Source organism: Saccharospirillaceae bacterium (assembly GCA_022448365.1).
Classification (GTDB): domain Bacteria; phylum Pseudomonadota; class Gammaproteobacteria; order Pseudomonadales; family Oceanobacteraceae; genus Bacterioplanoides.
Genome location: JAKVCS010000004.1, coordinates 209,105 through 225,282 on the forward strand (window position 1 = coordinate 209,105; position 16,178 = coordinate 225,282).

Consider the following 16,178-nt stretch of genomic DNA (forward strand, 5'->3'; position numbering starts at 1 on the left):
CCGTTGTCGGGATTCTGGCCAGCTTGTTTCTACCCGTTGATATCGGTTATTCTGCTGTATGTATAAACAGTGTTGTCTTCAAGCCAATGACGTTACTCCGACCCGATACCTTCTCCAGTCGAAAAGTAATTCATATCGATTGTGACTGTTTTTTTGCAGCGGTTGAGATGCGTGAAAACCCGACATACCGTGATATTCCGATTGCGATTGGTGGTGATGCCAAACGTCGAGGGGTGATCTCTACCTGTAATTATCCCGCTCGTGAGTTTGGTGTACGCTCAGCCATGGCAACGGCTCATGCGCTGAAGTTGTGTCCGCACCTGACGCTGGTCGCTGGTAGGATGAACTTGTATCGCGATGTTTCCCGTGAGGTCATGGCTATTCTGCATCAGTACGCCTGGCGCAGAGATGGCGATGTGTTGTTGCAGCAGGTATCGGTAGATGAAGCTTATCTGGAAATAAATCCGGAATTAAATGCCAGTGATGTAGCTGAGCAAATCCGCCTGCAGGTGCGTGAAGATCTTGGCATTACCGTTTCGGCGGGTATTGCGCCGAATAAGTTTCTGGCAAAAGTAGCCAGCGATTGGAATAAACCGGACGGTCAATGTGTGGTGAAACCGCATCGTGTAGATGATTTTGTGCGGTTACTGGATGTTCGCAAGGTACCGGGAATTGGTCCGGCGATGCAGAAAAAACTGGAGCAAAAAGGAATTGTCACGTGTGCTGATGCACAAGGCTGGAGCCAAACGGATTTGGTTCGTCAGTTTGGCCGTATGGGGGCGATGTTGTATCAGCGCTGTCGAGGTATTGATCGGCGCCAGCTGAGTATGGGGCGAGAGCGTAAATCGATCGGTGTTGAGCGTACCTTTGCCGAAGATTTATTGGGCGAGCAGGCCTGCTTGGAACAGTTACCCCGTCTTTGGCAGTTATGGCTGGAACGAGTGGAAAAAACCGAATTTGACGTTGAGCAATTAGCGCCATACGTGAAAGTGAAATTCACTGATTTTACTCAGACAACGTTGGCGGATGTTCATGAGTTGGCGACTGAGGAAGGCTTCGCCCGACTATTCAAAAAAGCGATAAAACGTCAGGATCAGGGCGTCAGGTTATTGGGTATTGGTGGTCGCTGCCCGCAAATTAACGAGCAGCAACTGAATTTATTCTGATTTCGCTTGTTAAGCGAACATACCCGTTGGAAACAAGATCAATGAACCGATACTGATCAGGCTGCCCAACGCGGCACCGACCAATACATCGGTCGGATAGTGCATACCCAGAATAACCCGCGATAAAGCGACAAGAAGGGCAAACGGAGCAACAATCCACAAGAGCGCCGGAAAAAAGACGCTAAACAAAACTGCAAAATTAACCGCATTCATGGTGTGACCAGATGGAAAGCTGTAAAGGTCCAGTGGTGCAGTGTGGGCGGTAATATCACGAAAAGAAATGAACGGTCGCTGACGCACCAGACGATTTTTTAACTGGCTATACACGGCAACACACAACAGTGCTGTCAGGGTGATGTGACCAAGAGCCAGAATGGCTTCAGCACCATAAACAAACGGCAATGCCAGTGCCAGTGAATACCAGAATACGCCGTCACCAAGGCGGCTGATTGCTCTGAAAAATAATCGGATCGTACGGTAGTAGCCCATACGGTTCATTTGCTGACATAGCGTCAGTTCCAGGCGATCTGCTTTACTAAACAGTAGCGCTGCTTTTGGTTGCATTGGTTTTGCGAGTGCCATGGTTATTTACCTCAGTTTGCGTACTGTTAAGGCGTGCAATAAATTCTTCTACAATCGTTTTCCAGGAAATGTTCCTGGCGGTATTACGTGCATGAGCCCGGATCTGATTCAGCAAATTCGGGCTGTCGAGGAGAGTGGCTGCTTGCTGAATAAAGCTCTGATCGTTATCGAAGTCGGCCAGCATGCCGTTATCGTTGTTACGAATGTGTTCGTGGGCCGCGGCATAATCAAAGCTGACTACTGCCAGACCACTGGCCATAGCTTCGGTTACCACATTACCGAAGGTGTCGGTCTTGCTCGGGAACAGAAAAATATCACCGCTGGCATAGTGTTGGGCAAGATCTTCTCCGCGTTGCATGCCACAGCAAATCACTTGTGGATATTGCTCGCGGATATTTTCGAGCTCAGGTCCATCACCTACCAAAACCAGTCTTACCCGCTCGTCGGTATTCAAAAGCTGCTGATAGGTTTTCAACGCCAGATCCATGTTTTTCTCACCAGCGATACGGCCAACATAAAGCAGCACTAAATCCTGGGGTTTTGCCCCCCATTGGCGCCGCAATGCATCACTGCGTTTTGTCGGTGAAAATAATTCACTATCAACACCTCTGGACAACACCCGGACATTGTCGAAGCCATGCTGCTCCAGTTCGTCACGTTGTTTGCGTGTCGGTACCAGCGTCCCCTGGGTCTGGTTATGGAAGTAGCGTAAATAGCGATACGCCAGTTTTTCCAGCATGCCCAGATGATAATGTTCTATGTATTGATGAAAATTGGTGTGGAAACCGCTGAGCACTCCTAAACCCAGTTGTTGTGCCGCTTTTACAGCAGCCCAGCCCATGGGTCCTTCCGTGGCTACATAAACCGCTTGGGGCTTAAACTGGGCCATGGCATCGAGAATCTGACGCTTCATAGGTAAGCCGAATTTCAGTGCGTTGTAACCGGGCAATGGCAAGCCGGGTAACGTAGTCGTGGTTAAACGGCCTTTCTGATGGCTTTTGTCCTGCTTGTGCTGACGCGGACGGATTACCTGAATTTCAATGCCAGCAGCCAGCATGCCACGCACCAAATGACCGAGTGTATTCGCCACACCGTTAATTTCCGGGGCAAAGGTTTCTGTAATCAGCGTGATACGTGTCAGTGTCAGATCCATTCTCAGCCTTGCAGCGATGTGCCATTTCAGTCTTTTTTCTACTGTGCGATTGAAATGTGACACTTCTCTTGCAGTGCTGTGACAGTCCAGTGAAGTCGGGCTGCAGGTACTAAAAAGCCCCTGACTTTTTATTAGACAGGGGCTTTGACGGGGTTATCAGCGATAAATGCTTAATCGTTTTCTTCGCGGTAATACGATGGCGCATGGGTGGTCCAGCGACGGAAAGCCTTGCGGAAGTTCGAGGGGTCGGAGTATCCAACAAGCGCTGCAATCTCTTCGATTGGCAGGGCTGAATTGCGCAGATATTCGATAGCCATTTCTTTGCGTACTTCATCGAGAATGCGCTGGTAGGACGTGCCAACTTCTTGCAGGCTGCGGCTAAGAGTTCTGGTCGATGTTGCCAGATGACTGGCGACCACATCCACCGGAGGAAACTGACCCGGATTGGATAGCAGAATGCGACGTACCTTAGCTGCGATACCTTCTTTAGGTCCCATGCGGGTAAGAATTTCGGCACACTGGCTTTCTGCCATCGCGGCAGTTGCCTGGTCAGCCATAATCAGTGGCAAATCCAGATAGCCGGAATCAATCAGCAATTCGGTACGCGGCTGATCAAACAGAATCGGGCAATCAAAATACTCTTTATACACGTCGATATAGTCGGGTGCGGGGTGGTTCAGGTGCACCTCTGTCGGTTGCAGTGCACTGTTACCGGTCAGGAAGCGCCCCAGACTGGCAAAGTTCACCACAAACACATCGCATAACATGCGATAAATATGATCAAGAGGAATGTGTGTCGTCAGACGAATTGCGGTGTTTTGCTGTTGCTCCACCACTTCAAAGGTAAAAGCCGGGTCAATCAGTGAGTGGTATTTTAGTCCAAGTTGCAATGCACTGCGGACGTCTGCACAACTGAGAATGGCATAGCCCAACATGCCGTACTGATTAATATTGACGGCAGCACCGAGGTCAATCCCCAGCGTGTTGACGGGGTAATTGCGAATCAGATTTTCAGTTAATAACAACAGCTGCTGATACGTCAGACGGGCAGTAGGATCCGCCAGCATTTCTTCTGTGATGCCGGTGTTATCTAACAAAATATCCTGTTGCAGTCCTTTTTCTCGACCGACCCGAACCATTGTCGCCGGAACGTTAACTGGCACTAGTGGTTCAGTAAGACTCCAGGTACCTCTGATCATGCGCTTACCGTTTATTGTTTTATTTATAACGGCCTAAGCATGACAGGCTTTTCCGCTAAATCAAGCGCTAGAGATTGTCGTGTGGCTGTAAATGTCGAATTGGATTATACAATATGGCCGGAATTCACCGCTCTCATTGGTTGCGGAATGGATGGTGATGCCGGTTCAGATAGCGCCCCAGATCGGTCACTTGTTGGCTTGAGCGATCATTTTGCAGATTGAGTAAGATATTATTCAGCTTGGTTTGGTTTTTTGCTGCGCAAAGCACCACCAGATCGCTGCGACGCCACTCAAATTCGCACAAAATCACTTTAAATGGCGTTTGATTGAGGAGCTCGAGAACCCGGTAGGCATCGTCGCGGGTCATCAGTAGCAGCCAGAACTGATTACGTAATGTGTCCAGGGATGCCATGTGCAGGCTTTCAACGTTGATATTCGCTGTAATAGTGGCATCACGCTGTTTTTGTTGGGCGTGTAGCAGGGCAGCGGCAAAATGTTCCGGTTCTTGTTTGTTAACCCAGTAGTAACGACCGTCCCATTCGCGATAAACCACCCGGCATGGCTGCTCGCTATCGGGAAAAGCGGCTTTAACATTACGCTCAAAGTCTTCTGCGGATTCCCATGGAAAATCACTGAGGTAGTGCTCGGCGTAGCTGGCGATGTTTGGCAGGTGAGCATCATGGCCGGAGAACTCGACGCCCTGGATTGCAGTAATTGATAGCGGTCGCTGATAATCCTGTTCAACAATCAGTTTGCCCAGCAGCTGATGCAGCGTTTGCCATTCACTGCCGGCGTTCTCCAGAGATCCCTGCATGGCTTGCACAACACTGTGCAGACTGAGCCAGCGATGGCACAAAAAACTGTTCGGATTAAGAACGCCCATATCAGCCAAAGGCATTTCTTTTACAGCCTGGGCGGCATACCAGACCGGGAATAGGCGCTGTATCAGGGAGTTAAGGAAGGCTTCGATGTCAAAGGTTGAAGGGCCCGTTGTCATAGGAATTTCCCGAGCGGAATTTTCTCAAAGTTAAGTTTGCTGTCTATGCTTAATTATTAGTAAAGCACTAATCATCTGACAAGCCTATGCGATGGTGAGTGACCGTAACAACTAATTCCTTACATGTGATTATCTTTATGCCTCAAACACCGAATGTTCCAACTTCGCTGGAAGTCATGGCACAGATTGATTCTGCACTGACTGAATCGGGTCTGGATCAGCCTGGCATTGAGCGTGAGCCTGTGCCTTTGTTCGATACCCTGCTGGATGAATGGCTGGTGTGCCAGGGTCTGGAGCCAGGGATTTTATTACGGAATAAATGGACGTTTGTGGTCGACGATTTGTTGCGCAGTATGTCTGTTTGTGAAGTGCGGGAGTCACTCCGTATGATTGTTGAGGAAACGGTGCAACTTTGCCGTGCTCATGGCAGCCTGACGATGTGGAAACAACGCGAGTTGGATAACAAAGTCCGGTTTATGAATCAATGTCTGAAAGAGGGCGACTTGCAGCAACGGATGACATATCGACCCTGACAGTCCCACCATTTTTCAATTTCTTCGCCCGATGTATTCCTGCCTTATACTGTCTCATGTTCGACTGGTTAATGCTGCCGTATTATTCAGGCGGATTTCGGTTGAATAAGACTGCGCGCAGAAGCGAGATTTTCGACCAATGTGTGCATGCGACTGATCTGAACCCGTTCGCTGTAACCCACCTGATCAGCGTCGAAACGTTGTTTTGCCAGATTAAGCAACTGCACTGCATCGAGATTTTCATCCGTTTGTAATTGACCTCGGGCGTTGTGCAGCAAAGCAAATCCACCCAGATCATTACCTTGTAGTAAACCGTATTGCTGAAGTTTGAGCTGCAGTTTGCCGACATCATCGGTTTCAAGTTGCTGAACGTCGAATTCGCTGGCAACGGCATTAACCAGAATTGCTCGCTGAGACAGGTTGTATGCGCCTGTTTCGAGTGGTTGTTGATCATCACTGACGCCACCTGTTGCCGCACTTTCACTGGTAGCACCGGTGCCTAGTGGCTGATTCTGTAGGTAATTTGATAGTGCGCCTAATTGCATAATATGTCTCCTGCTGATGATACTTCAGCAGGAGTTATGCCAATCGTTCAGAATGCGTTTTGGGGCTGAATATACGGCATCAAAAGCGGTAGCTGGCATGAAAAACAGGACCTGTAGCGGCAAACTGCCACCGCTGTTGTTGTGATATTGCCGTCAATGAGTAGTTCCCCTGGCGATATTGTTGCAGTACTTTTTCTGCATTTTTGGGCGCTGTGTAGATTTTCAGCTCGCTGGTTACGACACCACTCACAAAAGTGGCGATTCCCTGGCCGGTTCGATCACCTTCATTGGCCACGATCGCACCAGCAATGCCATTGACCAGGCCAGATAAGAGGTGATTAACCCAGCTTTGCTCGTAAGCTTCGCGTTGAGCAACCGCTTCCAGCCAACGCTCAGCCTGTTGGCGTTTGGCTGTTTGTTGTTCTTCTGTTTCATCGGGCATCATCGCGAGTTGTTCTGCGTACTTGTGAGTATTCAGTGGGCTCATCAATAAATCGGCGGCCCCAAGAAAGCTGGTGGTAAAACCGACCGCACGATCGGTCAGGTTCGGCTCATTTTCAGTTTGCGTATAGGCAATCCCCTGCAATGTGGCGACGCTTGCAAATAAACCCAACCAGCCGCTCTGCCATAACTCAGCATGCTTTGACTCGCGGTCAAGATACTGCTGTATAAATTCTGATTTTGGCTGATCCTGAGCAAATGCTACCGAGGGAATAAGACAGCCGAGAAGAACGGCCTTTTTAAAGGAACGAATCATATTGTTGGTGGTCTGTTTATAATTATTGGTGTTTATATAACCTCAAAACTGTACGTATGTACATTTTTAACGGGTTTGCCCCTTTTCGCTGTTGATGGGACCATGGTACCTGAAAATTACATTTCAATATTTTGGTCAGTTGGCATAATTGAACTTCAAACTGAATATACGGAGACAGGTATGGCGCCAGATGGCACAGGTAATGGGAAGTCCTTAGCGTATCAGGGACGCAAAGCCAGCCGGGCAAAGAGCGAACACCGGCGCCGTCTGATTCTTGAAGCTGCACTGAGAATTGTGGTGCGCGAAGGTGTTCGCGGTATTCGTCATCGCGCGGTCGCGAAGGAAGCAGATGTGCCGCTGGCTGCCACCACGTATTACTTTAAAGATATTCAGGAATTGATTGTTGATACGTTCACGTTGTACACCGAGAAGGCGTTGGGTGTCGTGAATCGTTTTGCTGATCAGTTTTATCTACCGCTGAAAGAGATGTCTGTCAGCAATCTGAAGACATTGACTTCTGGCGACAATGTCACTGCAGAAGAATTGGATAAGGTACTTGAGTATCTGGTCACGCAGTTAACAAACTACGTCAAAGAACAGACCGGAAACGAGCGTGATATGTTGATCGCTGAGCAGGCGTTCCGTTACGAAGCGATTGTGAATGATCGCATTCGTGAGTTGGCGTTAATGCACCGCAAGGTACTGTCCGCCAAGATTGAAGAGTTCATGCAACTGGTTGCTTCACCGGCACCTCGGGAAGATGCTGAGATGTTAATGGGATTGTTCCACTCGATAGAGTACTCCGTTTTGCTGGTAGGTGCTGATAATGCCGACTTCGATCATATTGGTCGGACACTGAAGCGCTACCTGGCGCTGATCATTCCTGACTTGATACGCCAGCGCCACAGCTGATCAAGAACATATACTGTTGGGTAACGTTTGAAGGCGGGGGTCACGCAAAGTGGAACCCGGCGTCTGCTAGCAGCATACGTGTCAGCCTCAGCTCGGTATCGCTGAAGGTTCGCACGGTGTAGCAGTGCTCGCACAAGATAGGGTGCTGCGCTTTCAGTTGTTGCAGGCTAACGTCTGTTTCCCGGCCACAGTGATCACAGCAGATAGGCACCATTACGTGCCCCGACAGAATGGTACTGACGGTTGGGTGTTCTTGCTGACCTTTTGAGCGCAATGGCTGACTCATAATTCTCTCTTTGCTACATCAGAATGTTTAACAACTGTTCTTAGATTAGCAGTCCGGGATATCATACTTGTGTCGTATCAGGGCCTTCTTGTGATTTTTTGTATAACAAGGCGTGATCGTTCGTAGCCGGACAAATTACAGTGTAGTCGTATTGTAATTAATCTGTACAGGCTCCCGGTTTCCTTCAGAAAAATTGTTATAACCTACTGATTTTTATACCTTACCGACGACTTTTGGGACGTTGTTTCTGATTTTCCTGAAATCGGTCAGAGCGCCGAATTGGCCCATTGTGTGACTTCTTCAGCGATGGCCAGAGAAGCAGTAAAGCCGGGACTTTCAATGCCGAACAAATGCATCACGTTACTATTACGACTGAATACGAAATCTGCGGCAGGGTGATGTTGTGAATGCAGTTTTGGACGAATGCCGGCGTAGTCCGCATGAAGTCTTTCACTGTCCAGCTGGGGGTAGTATTGACGAATGGCGTTGCAGAATTTGTCTTTCAGTCCTTGTTCGTTTACGTCGTAGCACAAAGGCGAATCACCCAGGTACTCAGTGTCCGGTCCAAATCGCAATTGATTTCCGAGGTCGATGGTGGCGTGAATACCGAGACCAGCCAGGTTCGCCTCCGGCAGTGGGTAAATCAGATGATTAAACGGGTTGCTGCCAGAGTAACTGAAGTAATGACCGCGACAGGGATGAAGCTCAGGAACAGGCTGGTCCAAAACCGGGAGGGTTTTCGCCACTTGCTGGGCAGATAGCCCCGCGCTGTTAACGATCTTTTCACTGGTGAAGGAAAACGGTCCATCCGCAGTCTGGATATCAATTGACCAACACTTCTGTTGTTGCTTAGCCCGCAGAAACTCACTCTTGCACATAATCAAAGCACCATGGCGCTGTGCCTGATGCGCCAATGTCTGCATATAAGCATGACTGTCGATAATGCCTGTGGTTGGTGAAAACAAGGCGGCCTGTCCACAAATGTGTGGCTCTTTCTGTTGCAGCTGGTTTTGATTCAGGCGCTCAATCGGTATCTTCAGCTGCCGTGCTTTACGCTCAAGTTGCAGTAATTTGGCATCATCCGATTGCTGCGCAACAATCAGCTTACCAATGCGCTGGTGTGGCACCTGGTATTGCTCGCAGAACTCATAAAGTAGCTGCTTGCCGCGCAGACAAAGGGATTCTTTCAGAGAGCCTGTCGGGTAGTACAACCCAGCATGAATCACTTCACTGTTTCGGCTGGACGTTTCTGAACCTGTAATCGGGTGTCGTTCGAGCACAATCACGCTGCCATACTGGCTTAGCTGATAGGCTATGGCCAGACCTACGACGCCAGCGCCGATGACACAGAATTGAAAATCTGCCTGCATTTGGGTTTGATCTGTCTGATGTTAATGTGACTAAAATTTTACCGGATTTTGAACTCTATGAATCAAACTGTTTTCTGGCAACGATTTTCAGCCGGTATCGAGCGTTGGGGAAATCGCTTACCAGCGCCGGCACTGTTGTTTGTTGGGTTATGGCTGCTGGTGATCGTATTGTCGTCACTGGCGAGTTGGGCAGGCTGGCAGGCGTTGCATCCGGCTACTCAGGCGCAGATACAGCCCAATGCATTAATCAGTGAAGAGGGTGTCGTTTGGATGTTATCGACGGCGGTGAAGAACTTCACCGGTTTTGCCCCGGTCGGTCCAGTGTTAGTGGTAATGCTGGGTCTGGGCCTTGCCGAAAGAAGCGGTTTGCTCGGCCAATGGTTGCAACAGCTTATGCGGCACTTACCCGGCGTCGGGCTGACGCTCGGTGTTGTGTTGGTGGGTATTTTATCCAGCCTGGCGTTTGATGCCGGATATGTTGTGGTGATTCCACTGAGTGCGGTGCTGTTTCAGCTGGCTGGCAGGTCGCCATTAGCCGGGGTTGCGGCCTCGTTTGCTGCGGTATCTGGCGGTTACAGTGCCAACTTAATGGTCGGTCCGGTGGATACTGTCTTATCGGGTATTTCGACAGAAAGTGCTCGTCTGGTTGACCCGTCTGCTGCAGTATCACTGGTGTCGAACTATTATTTTATGGCTACCTCGACTGTTTTTATGACGCTGGTGATCAGCTTCGTTTTACATCGTTGGGTTGAGCCTATGCTGAGCAACGATCAGACCGAGGTATTGCCGGTATTTGATGATCAGCAGCGTGGTGCTGCGCGGGTATCACTGTGGTTTTTTATGGCACTGTCTCTGTTACTGCTGCTGGCAGGCACGGTACCCGGTGCCTGGCTTGCGGGAAGCGAGGGCTTTCTCAAGTCTCCGTTTATGCGCAACCTGAGTGTGCTGATTGGTTTGTCGTTTGGTGTCAGTGGCGCCTTATACGGTCGTTTGAGTGGTCGTTACAGCAGCAGTCACAAGCTGGTGGAGGACCTCGAGGAGACCTTCCGGTCGTTGGCACCGTATTTGGTGTTGATGTTTTTTGCGGCTCAGTTTGTGGCAGCATTCAGCTGGAGCAACCTGGGTTTACTGGTCGCTATTGAGGGAGCTTCCGTATTACAGGTGCTGGCATTGCCGGAAACACTGACGCTGGTCGTTCTTATTATGCTGGTGGCTGTCATTAATTTGTTGCTTGGCAGCGCATCGGCGAAATGGGCGCTGTTGGCGCCGGTGTTGGTTCCGATGTTGATGTTGCTGGGTATCAATCCAGAGGTTACTCAGGTGGCTTATCGGATTGGCGACTCCAGTACGAATATCATTACCCCTCTGATGCCTTATTTTCCGCTGGTTCTGGCGTTGGTGCAGAAGTATCGTAATGACGCTGGTGTTGGCACTGTGCTGGCAATGATGATGCCGTTTTCACTAATGATGGTGTTCAGTTGGAGTGTATTTCTGGCACTGTGGCTGGCTTTGGCGATTCCCCTCGGACCACAATAATGCTGTTCGCCAGATACCGAGAGCCTGCATCAGCAGGCTTTCGGTATCTGAGTGCTGTGCTAATAAAGTCGGTTCAGCCTTCTTGACGCTCTGCACATTCATAATGTGAAGGATTTGAGCGGCAGCGAAGTTTGAACATGAGTTTCATCATACGTTTATCGTAAATCTTTTTGTCGCTGAGTTTCATGCGAATTTGGCGCAACATTTCTTTGTAATCCGTTTCTTTGTCGGCAGAAATGTTCAGCCAGTATTTGGCGGGAATATCGGCTTCTGCTTTGCGGATGTGCTCCAGTGCTTTATCAAAATGCTTATACGTGTATTCGCGACTTTTCTGACCAAACCCTAGAGGAAACTTATCGTGGCGGATAATCATCTGGAAGTTCATCTGTGCCATGGAAAATTTGTAGATCCCCCCTTTGTCACCGAGACCTTTGTACATCTCAAACGGTTGGTAGGCCACCGCTGGCGCATAGGCGATATCAACGTCACCGTTATTGAAACGAGGAGCAAAGGTAGCGACGGTGGATGGCACCATGGTTGCACCGACGTGTTCAACCACATTTACCGACGCTTTGTCATAATCCAGGGTTGCGATACGTTTACCGGCTGCTGCTTCAACCGAATCGATTTGCTTGTCGCGAACAAAAATATAGACCGCGCCGCCGGGTAAAATGGCAGCCACTTCATAATCGCCCTGCACCATATAACGACCAGCTTTGGGTTTGGTCAACATGCCCAGTAATTGCTGCATCTCTTTGTAATCGTTCAGACCGCCCAGTGCTTCAATACTGGCGGTAAACGGATTATAGGGACGAACACGGGTACCGGTAACGCCCATCGCGTCGCAGTGACCAGCCTGGAAATCTGCAACCACAACGGCTTCATTGGTGTAAGCTTTTAATTCTAGATTGGCTCCCCACTCCAGTGCCTGAGTCTGGTAATCGAGCATGGCGGAGTATACCGGGCCGCGGGCGCCAACCGGATCGAAGATACAAAAAACCTGCTTGCCGTTTTCGCTAGCCAGTAGGGGAAGGGAACTGATTAATGCCATGATGGCGATCAAGATGCGCATGCTGTCATCCTATGGGTGAACGGTGGATTATTATTTTGCCGTCATCATAACTGATACTTCATTGGTTACCCAAGGTGAGGGAACGCCATCATTGAGATGTGGTATTATTCGCGCCGGTTTAATCAGAGCAATACATCATGAACGCAGAGCAGTTTGAAACCTGGGCTTTACGCATCGGTCTGACCCTACTCATCGGCTTTATGGCTTTTATTATTTATGATCTGGGTAAACGCTCAAATGCCGGTAAGTTTGGGCAGTTTGTATTGTACCTCGGGCTGTTTGTTGGTGTGCTTGGCTTTGTTATTAAGCTGGTGCTGGAAAACTTTATGAGTGACATGCTCTGATTCTGTAATTGACTGACTTTCATGCGATTTTTAGCAACTTTGTCGCTTTTGAAAGTCGCGCTGGCGAAAGTCTTTGACTATACCTTTGATGTCTGTCACGTTGAGGGTTGAAGCATGAGTCGGAGTGTTGATCTTGCGACTTGCCAGTTGCGATCCTTGCAGACTCTGCTGCCCCGGTGGTCAGGACGATCACGGATTCCGAAATACAACACAAGGATAGGTTATGAACGCCGTTAACCGGATACAAGCAGCTGAAGTATTCAACGCTTATGTGGTACCGGAGGCCCTTAGCGGTCGTCAATCGCAGGTATTTCTCCATAATATTCCCAATAACCAATCGGGTGCTGGTCTGCTCGGTTATACCCCTCAACTCAGTGAGCTGATTCGGGATGTCATGCCTCTGGTGTGGCACTTGGCTGAACGCCATGATTTAGCTCACCGGTCGGTGCAGCTGTTCTACGCTAACCCTAAAGAAAGTCTGGTATATAACACTCAGCGGATGCTCAAACTGATGCAAAGTCTGCGTAATACCAATCACATTTTGGTGCCCGTTTCCTCCAGCCACAGCATGATATTCCATACTTTACGTCAGGTTGTTCCATGCGCTCGTGAAATGCAGCTGGATGACGTCAGCTTGTTCTATATTGGTGACCTTGCAAACCGCAATTCGTTGCAGGCCATTAGTTCAACTTGTGATATGTCCTTCTATTTTCATGCCCAATACTGATTAAGGTTAGGAATCCACCGGCTGTCGTTGCTAAGCTGAAGTTTGACATCACAGGAGTATCGACATGCCCCAGGAAACCTTAAAGCAGCAGTTGCAGCAATTGCATGATGTTTTACAACAGCATCCTCAACTGGATGATGAAAGCCGGCAACTACTGAGAACCATTGCTGACGATATTGCCGATCACCGCGGCGCCAATCAGTCAGATGATGATCTGGCTGTGCAGGTTCAGCAGCAGGCAATTCGTTTTGAGCAGGAATATCCAACCTTATCCGGAATATTACGTCAGATCGTTGATACCCTGGAACGCATTGGTGTCTAGTGAATTGAGCAAGTTTTAAAATCAAAGCAGGAGACAGATATGCGTCATATGCCAACGGTCAGCGAAATCATGACGGCTTTCCCGGTGCATGTGGATGAAACCACATCGCTGGCTCAGGCGGCCGACCTGATGAAAGAACATGACTGTCACCACTTACCGGTTATGACCGGGCATAAAGTGATTGGTTTGCTCAGCGCCGAAGACATCATGTTGGCTCGTCAACCAGGGCACTCAGCTGCTGAGGTTACTGAACTATGTGCCGGTGACATGTGCCAGCAACAAATCAAACAGGTGGACCTGCATACTCGTCTGGATGTTGTACTTGATGGTATGGCCGAGCAGAATATTACGGCTGTACTGGTGCTCAGACAGGAGCGTCTTGCTGGCATTCTCACCAGTCAGGATGCTTGTCGTGGCTTCTCAAAATGGTTGAAAAAAGAATACCTTCCGGATAATGACCCCAGTATTGCCTGAACAGAAAATGCAATTGCACTGCCTTGGTTCATTGCTGAGGTAGATGCTAGAAAATAGCGCACGATTTATGCGCCATTTTTTATGCCGGGGATAAAGTACGATTTGCCACATTGTCAGTGCTAATGGGGTCTGCCAACGAATATTACGATGCCTCACCGGGTTGGTACGGAGTTTGCGAACTCGGCTTATGTCAGTTCAAGACTTAAGTCCGATTACCAAGGAGTAGTTTATGTACAAAGTTGCGGATATTCAGGATTACCGCCCTGTTAACCAAGTTGCGGTTTTTCAGCCGGATATGCTCGATTCTTTGACGTCTATTCTGCAGGAGCGCTATCAGGACGAAGACAGCATTCAGCGGATTCTTTCGTTAATTTGTGACATTTCCGGATTGCAGAATGTGTCGGTTGCCGTGCCTGATTCTCCGAGCCGCTTCCGCGCTCAGTTCTGCTCCACGGGTGTGACCAATGGCGTATACAGCTTTGCGGTACAGCACGCATTGTGCCGCCAGTTCGAGTCACACGAATGGCTAGTCATCAAAGAAGGCAGCGAATGTGCTGACGTGTTTGTTCCACAACACAGCATGCTGACAGGGCAGGACCGTTGTTTGTTAATGCCGCTGTTGCTGCGTCAGTCAGTATTGGCCGTTCTGGTTCTGGATTTGCGTAATGCTCCGGGGGCCGTTGAATTATCTGCCGTGAGTTTCCTGGGAACTCAAATTGCGCAGATGCTGGCAACACAGGTTGTACCGAATTTTAAAACCTTGTACGCGAGGCCTTATCAGCGAGTACAGGCGGATGAGTTGACTGACATTCACGCTGCTATTGAAAAATGTAATGGTAATAAAACCATGGCTGCGAAGGTTCTTGGTTTGACGCCGAGACAGCTGCGATACCGTTTGTCGAAATTATCTGAAGAGTCTGCCTGAAGCGAATCTCCTGCACTAACAACGCGGTTGATTTTCAAATAGCCGCTTTCATTAAATTGTCATCACTCAGGGGCCACACTATTCAGATTGCGGCCAGAGAACCTGAGTATGACACCTGTTAGAATCAGCATTGTCAGTGAAACCTACGTTCCCGATGTAAATGGTGTGGCTAACTCGTTGCGTCATTTAATTCAGGCTTTAGATAACAACAAGTACCGTATTCAGATTATTCGCACCCGTCCTAAAGCAGCCTGGACACCAGAGGTTGAAGAAGTTTGGGTCAAAGGCCTGACAATCCCTATGTATCCTGATCTGCAGATTGGATTGCCGTGCGCTAAACGTATGGCGGCTGTTTGGGATCAGTTTCAGCCTCACATGGTGTTTATTGCTACCGAAGGACCATTGGGGAATTCTGCATTAAAAGAAGCGCAGCGGCGCGGTCTTCCTGTTCTCAGCGCTTTTCACACCAATTTCCACCGGTACTCCAGTTATTATGGGATGGGGTGGATTAAAACCCTCACGTTGAACTGGTTGCGTCGTTTTCATAATTCAACGTTGGGTACACTGGTGCCATCTTCAGAAAGCGCAACATTTTTACGCAGCAACGGTTTTGATGATGTGCATGTTCTGCCGCACGGTGTTAACTGTGAGTTATTCCATCCACGATGTCGATCTGCCTATCTGCGTAATCAATGGCAAGTTGAAGACGGTCAACCCGTTGCTTTGTACGTTGGTCGGATTGCCGCAGAGAAAAACATTCCTCAAATTGTGACAAGTTATCGTCAGCTGTTACAGCATACGCCGGATTTAAAATTAGTGATGGTTGGCGATGGGCCGCTGCGTCTGCAATTGGAACAGCAACACCCGGATATTATTTTTGCCGGTATTCAAACCGGTGAAGCACTGGCACGTTATTACGCTTCCGCGGACTTTTTTATGTTTGCCAGTCAGACAGAAACGTTTGGTTTGGTAACACTCGAAGCCATGGCGAGCGGTTTACCCGTTGTTGCTTATGATTTAGCGGCGGCTGCACAATTTATCAGGCAGGGTGTCGATGGTCATTTGGCGAAAGCAGATGACTCTGATGCCTTCACTCAAGCCTGTCGAAAACTGTTGTCCATGGATTTATTGGTAGCAGGACAACAGGCCCGTGAAAACGCAGAGCAGGCCAGCTGGGCAAAAGTGACTCAGCAATTTGATCAGCACGTCCATGCTGCGATTTATCACTCACATGAACAAAAGGCAGAACAAATTCAAACCATGGTATGAGGTTTGCTC

Annotated in this window: 19 protein-coding genes; 10 read left to right on the forward strand and 9 right to left on the reverse strand. The window is 49.0% G+C overall.

Features of this window, described 5'->3' with window-relative positions:
• Positions 1-23: 23 nt before the first annotated feature.
• Complete coding sequence (gene dinB, locus MK185_12105) at positions 24-1,166, forward strand: DNA polymerase IV (protein MCH2041368.1); 1,143 nt, start codon at positions 24-26, stop codon at positions 1,164-1,166.
• Between the two features lie 9 nt (positions 1,167-1,175).
• On the opposite strand, the gene MK185_12110 is transcribed toward dinB, so the two are convergent.
• The 4 genes from MK185_12110 to MK185_12125 all read right to left on the reverse strand — a co-directional run bounded on the left by MK185_12110 (position 1,176) and on the right by MK185_12125 (position 5,097).
• Positions 1,176-1,748 carry a phosphatase PAP2 family protein gene (locus tag MK185_12110; GenBank protein MCH2041369.1) on the reverse strand — a complete coding sequence of 191 codons (573 nt, stop codon included), beginning with the start codon at positions 1,746-1,748 and terminating at the stop codon, positions 1,176-1,178.
• Positions 1,702-2,901, reverse strand: coding sequence for a glycosyltransferase family 1 protein (locus MK185_12115; protein ID MCH2041370.1), 1,200 nt, complete (start codon positions 2,899-2,901; stop codon positions 1,702-1,704). Before MK185_12115 ends, MK185_12110 begins: the two co-directional genes overlap by 47 nt.
• A 170-nt stretch (positions 2,902-3,071) precedes the next feature.
• Entirely contained in the window at positions 3,072-4,100 is a 1,029-nt protein-coding gene (locus MK185_12120; GenBank protein ID MCH2041371.1) for an AraC family transcriptional regulator, read from the reverse strand.
• 133 nt (positions 4,101-4,233) lie between these two features.
• Entirely contained in the window at positions 4,234-5,097 is an 864-nt protein-coding gene (locus MK185_12125; GenBank protein ID MCH2041372.1) for a hypothetical protein, read from the reverse strand.
• 137 nt (positions 5,098-5,234) lie between these two features.
• Between MK185_12125 and MK185_12130 the strand changes: the two genes are divergently transcribed.
• Entirely contained in the window at positions 5,235-5,630 is a 396-nt protein-coding gene (locus tag MK185_12130) for a hypothetical protein (GenBank protein ID MCH2041373.1), read from the forward strand.
• A gap of 86 nt (positions 5,631-5,716) precedes the next feature.
• Here MK185_12130 and MK185_12135 read toward each other — a convergent pair whose 3' ends face one another.
• Both MK185_12135 and MK185_12140 read right to left on the reverse strand, forming a co-directional pair.
• Entirely contained in the window at positions 5,717-6,175 is a 459-nt protein-coding gene (locus MK185_12135; protein ID MCH2041374.1) for a hypothetical protein, read from the reverse strand.
• A 79-nt stretch (positions 6,176-6,254) separates the two neighbouring features.
• Positions 6,255-6,932 (reverse strand): hypothetical protein, encoded by a 678-nt coding sequence (locus MK185_12140; GenBank protein MCH2041375.1) that lies wholly within the window; start codon positions 6,930-6,932, stop codon positions 6,255-6,257.
• Between the two features lie 180 nt (positions 6,933-7,112).
• On the opposite strand from MK185_12140, the gene MK185_12145 reads away from it, so the two are divergent.
• Positions 7,113-7,844: a TetR family transcriptional regulator gene (locus MK185_12145; protein MCH2041376.1), complete on the forward strand. Its 732-nt coding sequence runs from the start codon at positions 7,113-7,115 to the stop codon at positions 7,842-7,844.
• A 40-nt stretch (positions 7,845-7,884) separates the two neighbouring features.
• Here the strand turns inward: MK185_12145 and MK185_12150 are convergent, their stop codons facing one another.
• Positions 7,885-8,130: a hypothetical protein gene (locus MK185_12150; protein MCH2041377.1), complete on the reverse strand. Its 246-nt coding sequence runs from the start codon at positions 8,128-8,130 to the stop codon at positions 7,885-7,887.
• 266 nt (positions 8,131-8,396) lie between these two features.
• Positions 8,397-9,500, reverse strand: coding sequence for an NAD(P)/FAD-dependent oxidoreductase (locus MK185_12155; protein ID MCH2041378.1), 1,104 nt, complete (start codon positions 9,498-9,500; stop codon positions 8,397-8,399).
• Positions 9,501-9,557: 57 nt separating this feature from the next.
• Here MK185_12155 and MK185_12160 point away from each other — a divergent pair, with 57 nt between their 5' ends.
• Entirely contained in the window at positions 9,558-11,036 is a 1,479-nt protein-coding gene (locus tag MK185_12160) for an AbgT family transporter (GenBank protein MCH2041379.1), read from the forward strand.
• A 73-nt stretch (positions 11,037-11,109) separates the two neighbouring features.
• On the opposite strand, the gene MK185_12165 is transcribed toward MK185_12160, so the two are convergent.
• Complete coding sequence (locus MK185_12165) at positions 11,110-12,108, reverse strand: DUF6091 family protein (protein ID MCH2041380.1); 999 nt, start codon at positions 12,106-12,108, stop codon at positions 11,110-11,112.
• A 137-nt stretch (positions 12,109-12,245) separates the two neighbouring features.
• Here MK185_12165 and MK185_12170 point away from each other — a divergent pair, with 137 nt between their 5' ends.
• From MK185_12170 to MK185_12195, 6 genes are all read left to right on the forward strand, one after another.
• Positions 12,246-12,452, forward strand: a complete 207-nt coding sequence (locus MK185_12170; GenBank protein ID MCH2041381.1) for a DUF2788 domain-containing protein — start codon at positions 12,246-12,248, stop codon at positions 12,450-12,452.
• 223 nt (positions 12,453-12,675) lie between these two features.
• Positions 12,676-13,179: a hypothetical protein gene (locus tag MK185_12175; GenBank protein ID MCH2041382.1), complete on the forward strand. Its 504-nt coding sequence runs from the start codon at positions 12,676-12,678 to the stop codon at positions 13,177-13,179.
• Positions 13,180-13,243: 64 nt separating this feature from the next.
• The gene (locus MK185_12180; protein MCH2041383.1) at positions 13,244-13,501 is read left to right on the forward strand and encodes a DUF4404 family protein; all 258 of its coding nucleotides are present in this window, start codon (positions 13,244-13,246) and stop codon (positions 13,499-13,501) included.
• 39 nt (positions 13,502-13,540) lie between these two features.
• The gene (locus MK185_12185; protein MCH2041384.1) at positions 13,541-13,975 is read left to right on the forward strand and encodes a CBS domain-containing protein; all 435 of its coding nucleotides are present in this window, start codon (positions 13,541-13,543) and stop codon (positions 13,973-13,975) included.
• Positions 13,976-14,204: 229 nt separating this feature from the next.
• A complete protein-coding gene (locus tag MK185_12190; protein MCH2041385.1) occupies positions 14,205-14,900 on the forward strand; it encodes a hypothetical protein in 696 nt (231 codons plus the stop codon).
• 108 nt (positions 14,901-15,008) lie between these two features.
• Positions 15,009-16,169, forward strand: coding sequence for a glycosyltransferase family 1 protein (locus tag MK185_12195; protein MCH2041386.1), 1,161 nt, complete (start codon positions 15,009-15,011; stop codon positions 16,167-16,169).
• Positions 16,170-16,178: the final 9 nt, after the last annotated feature.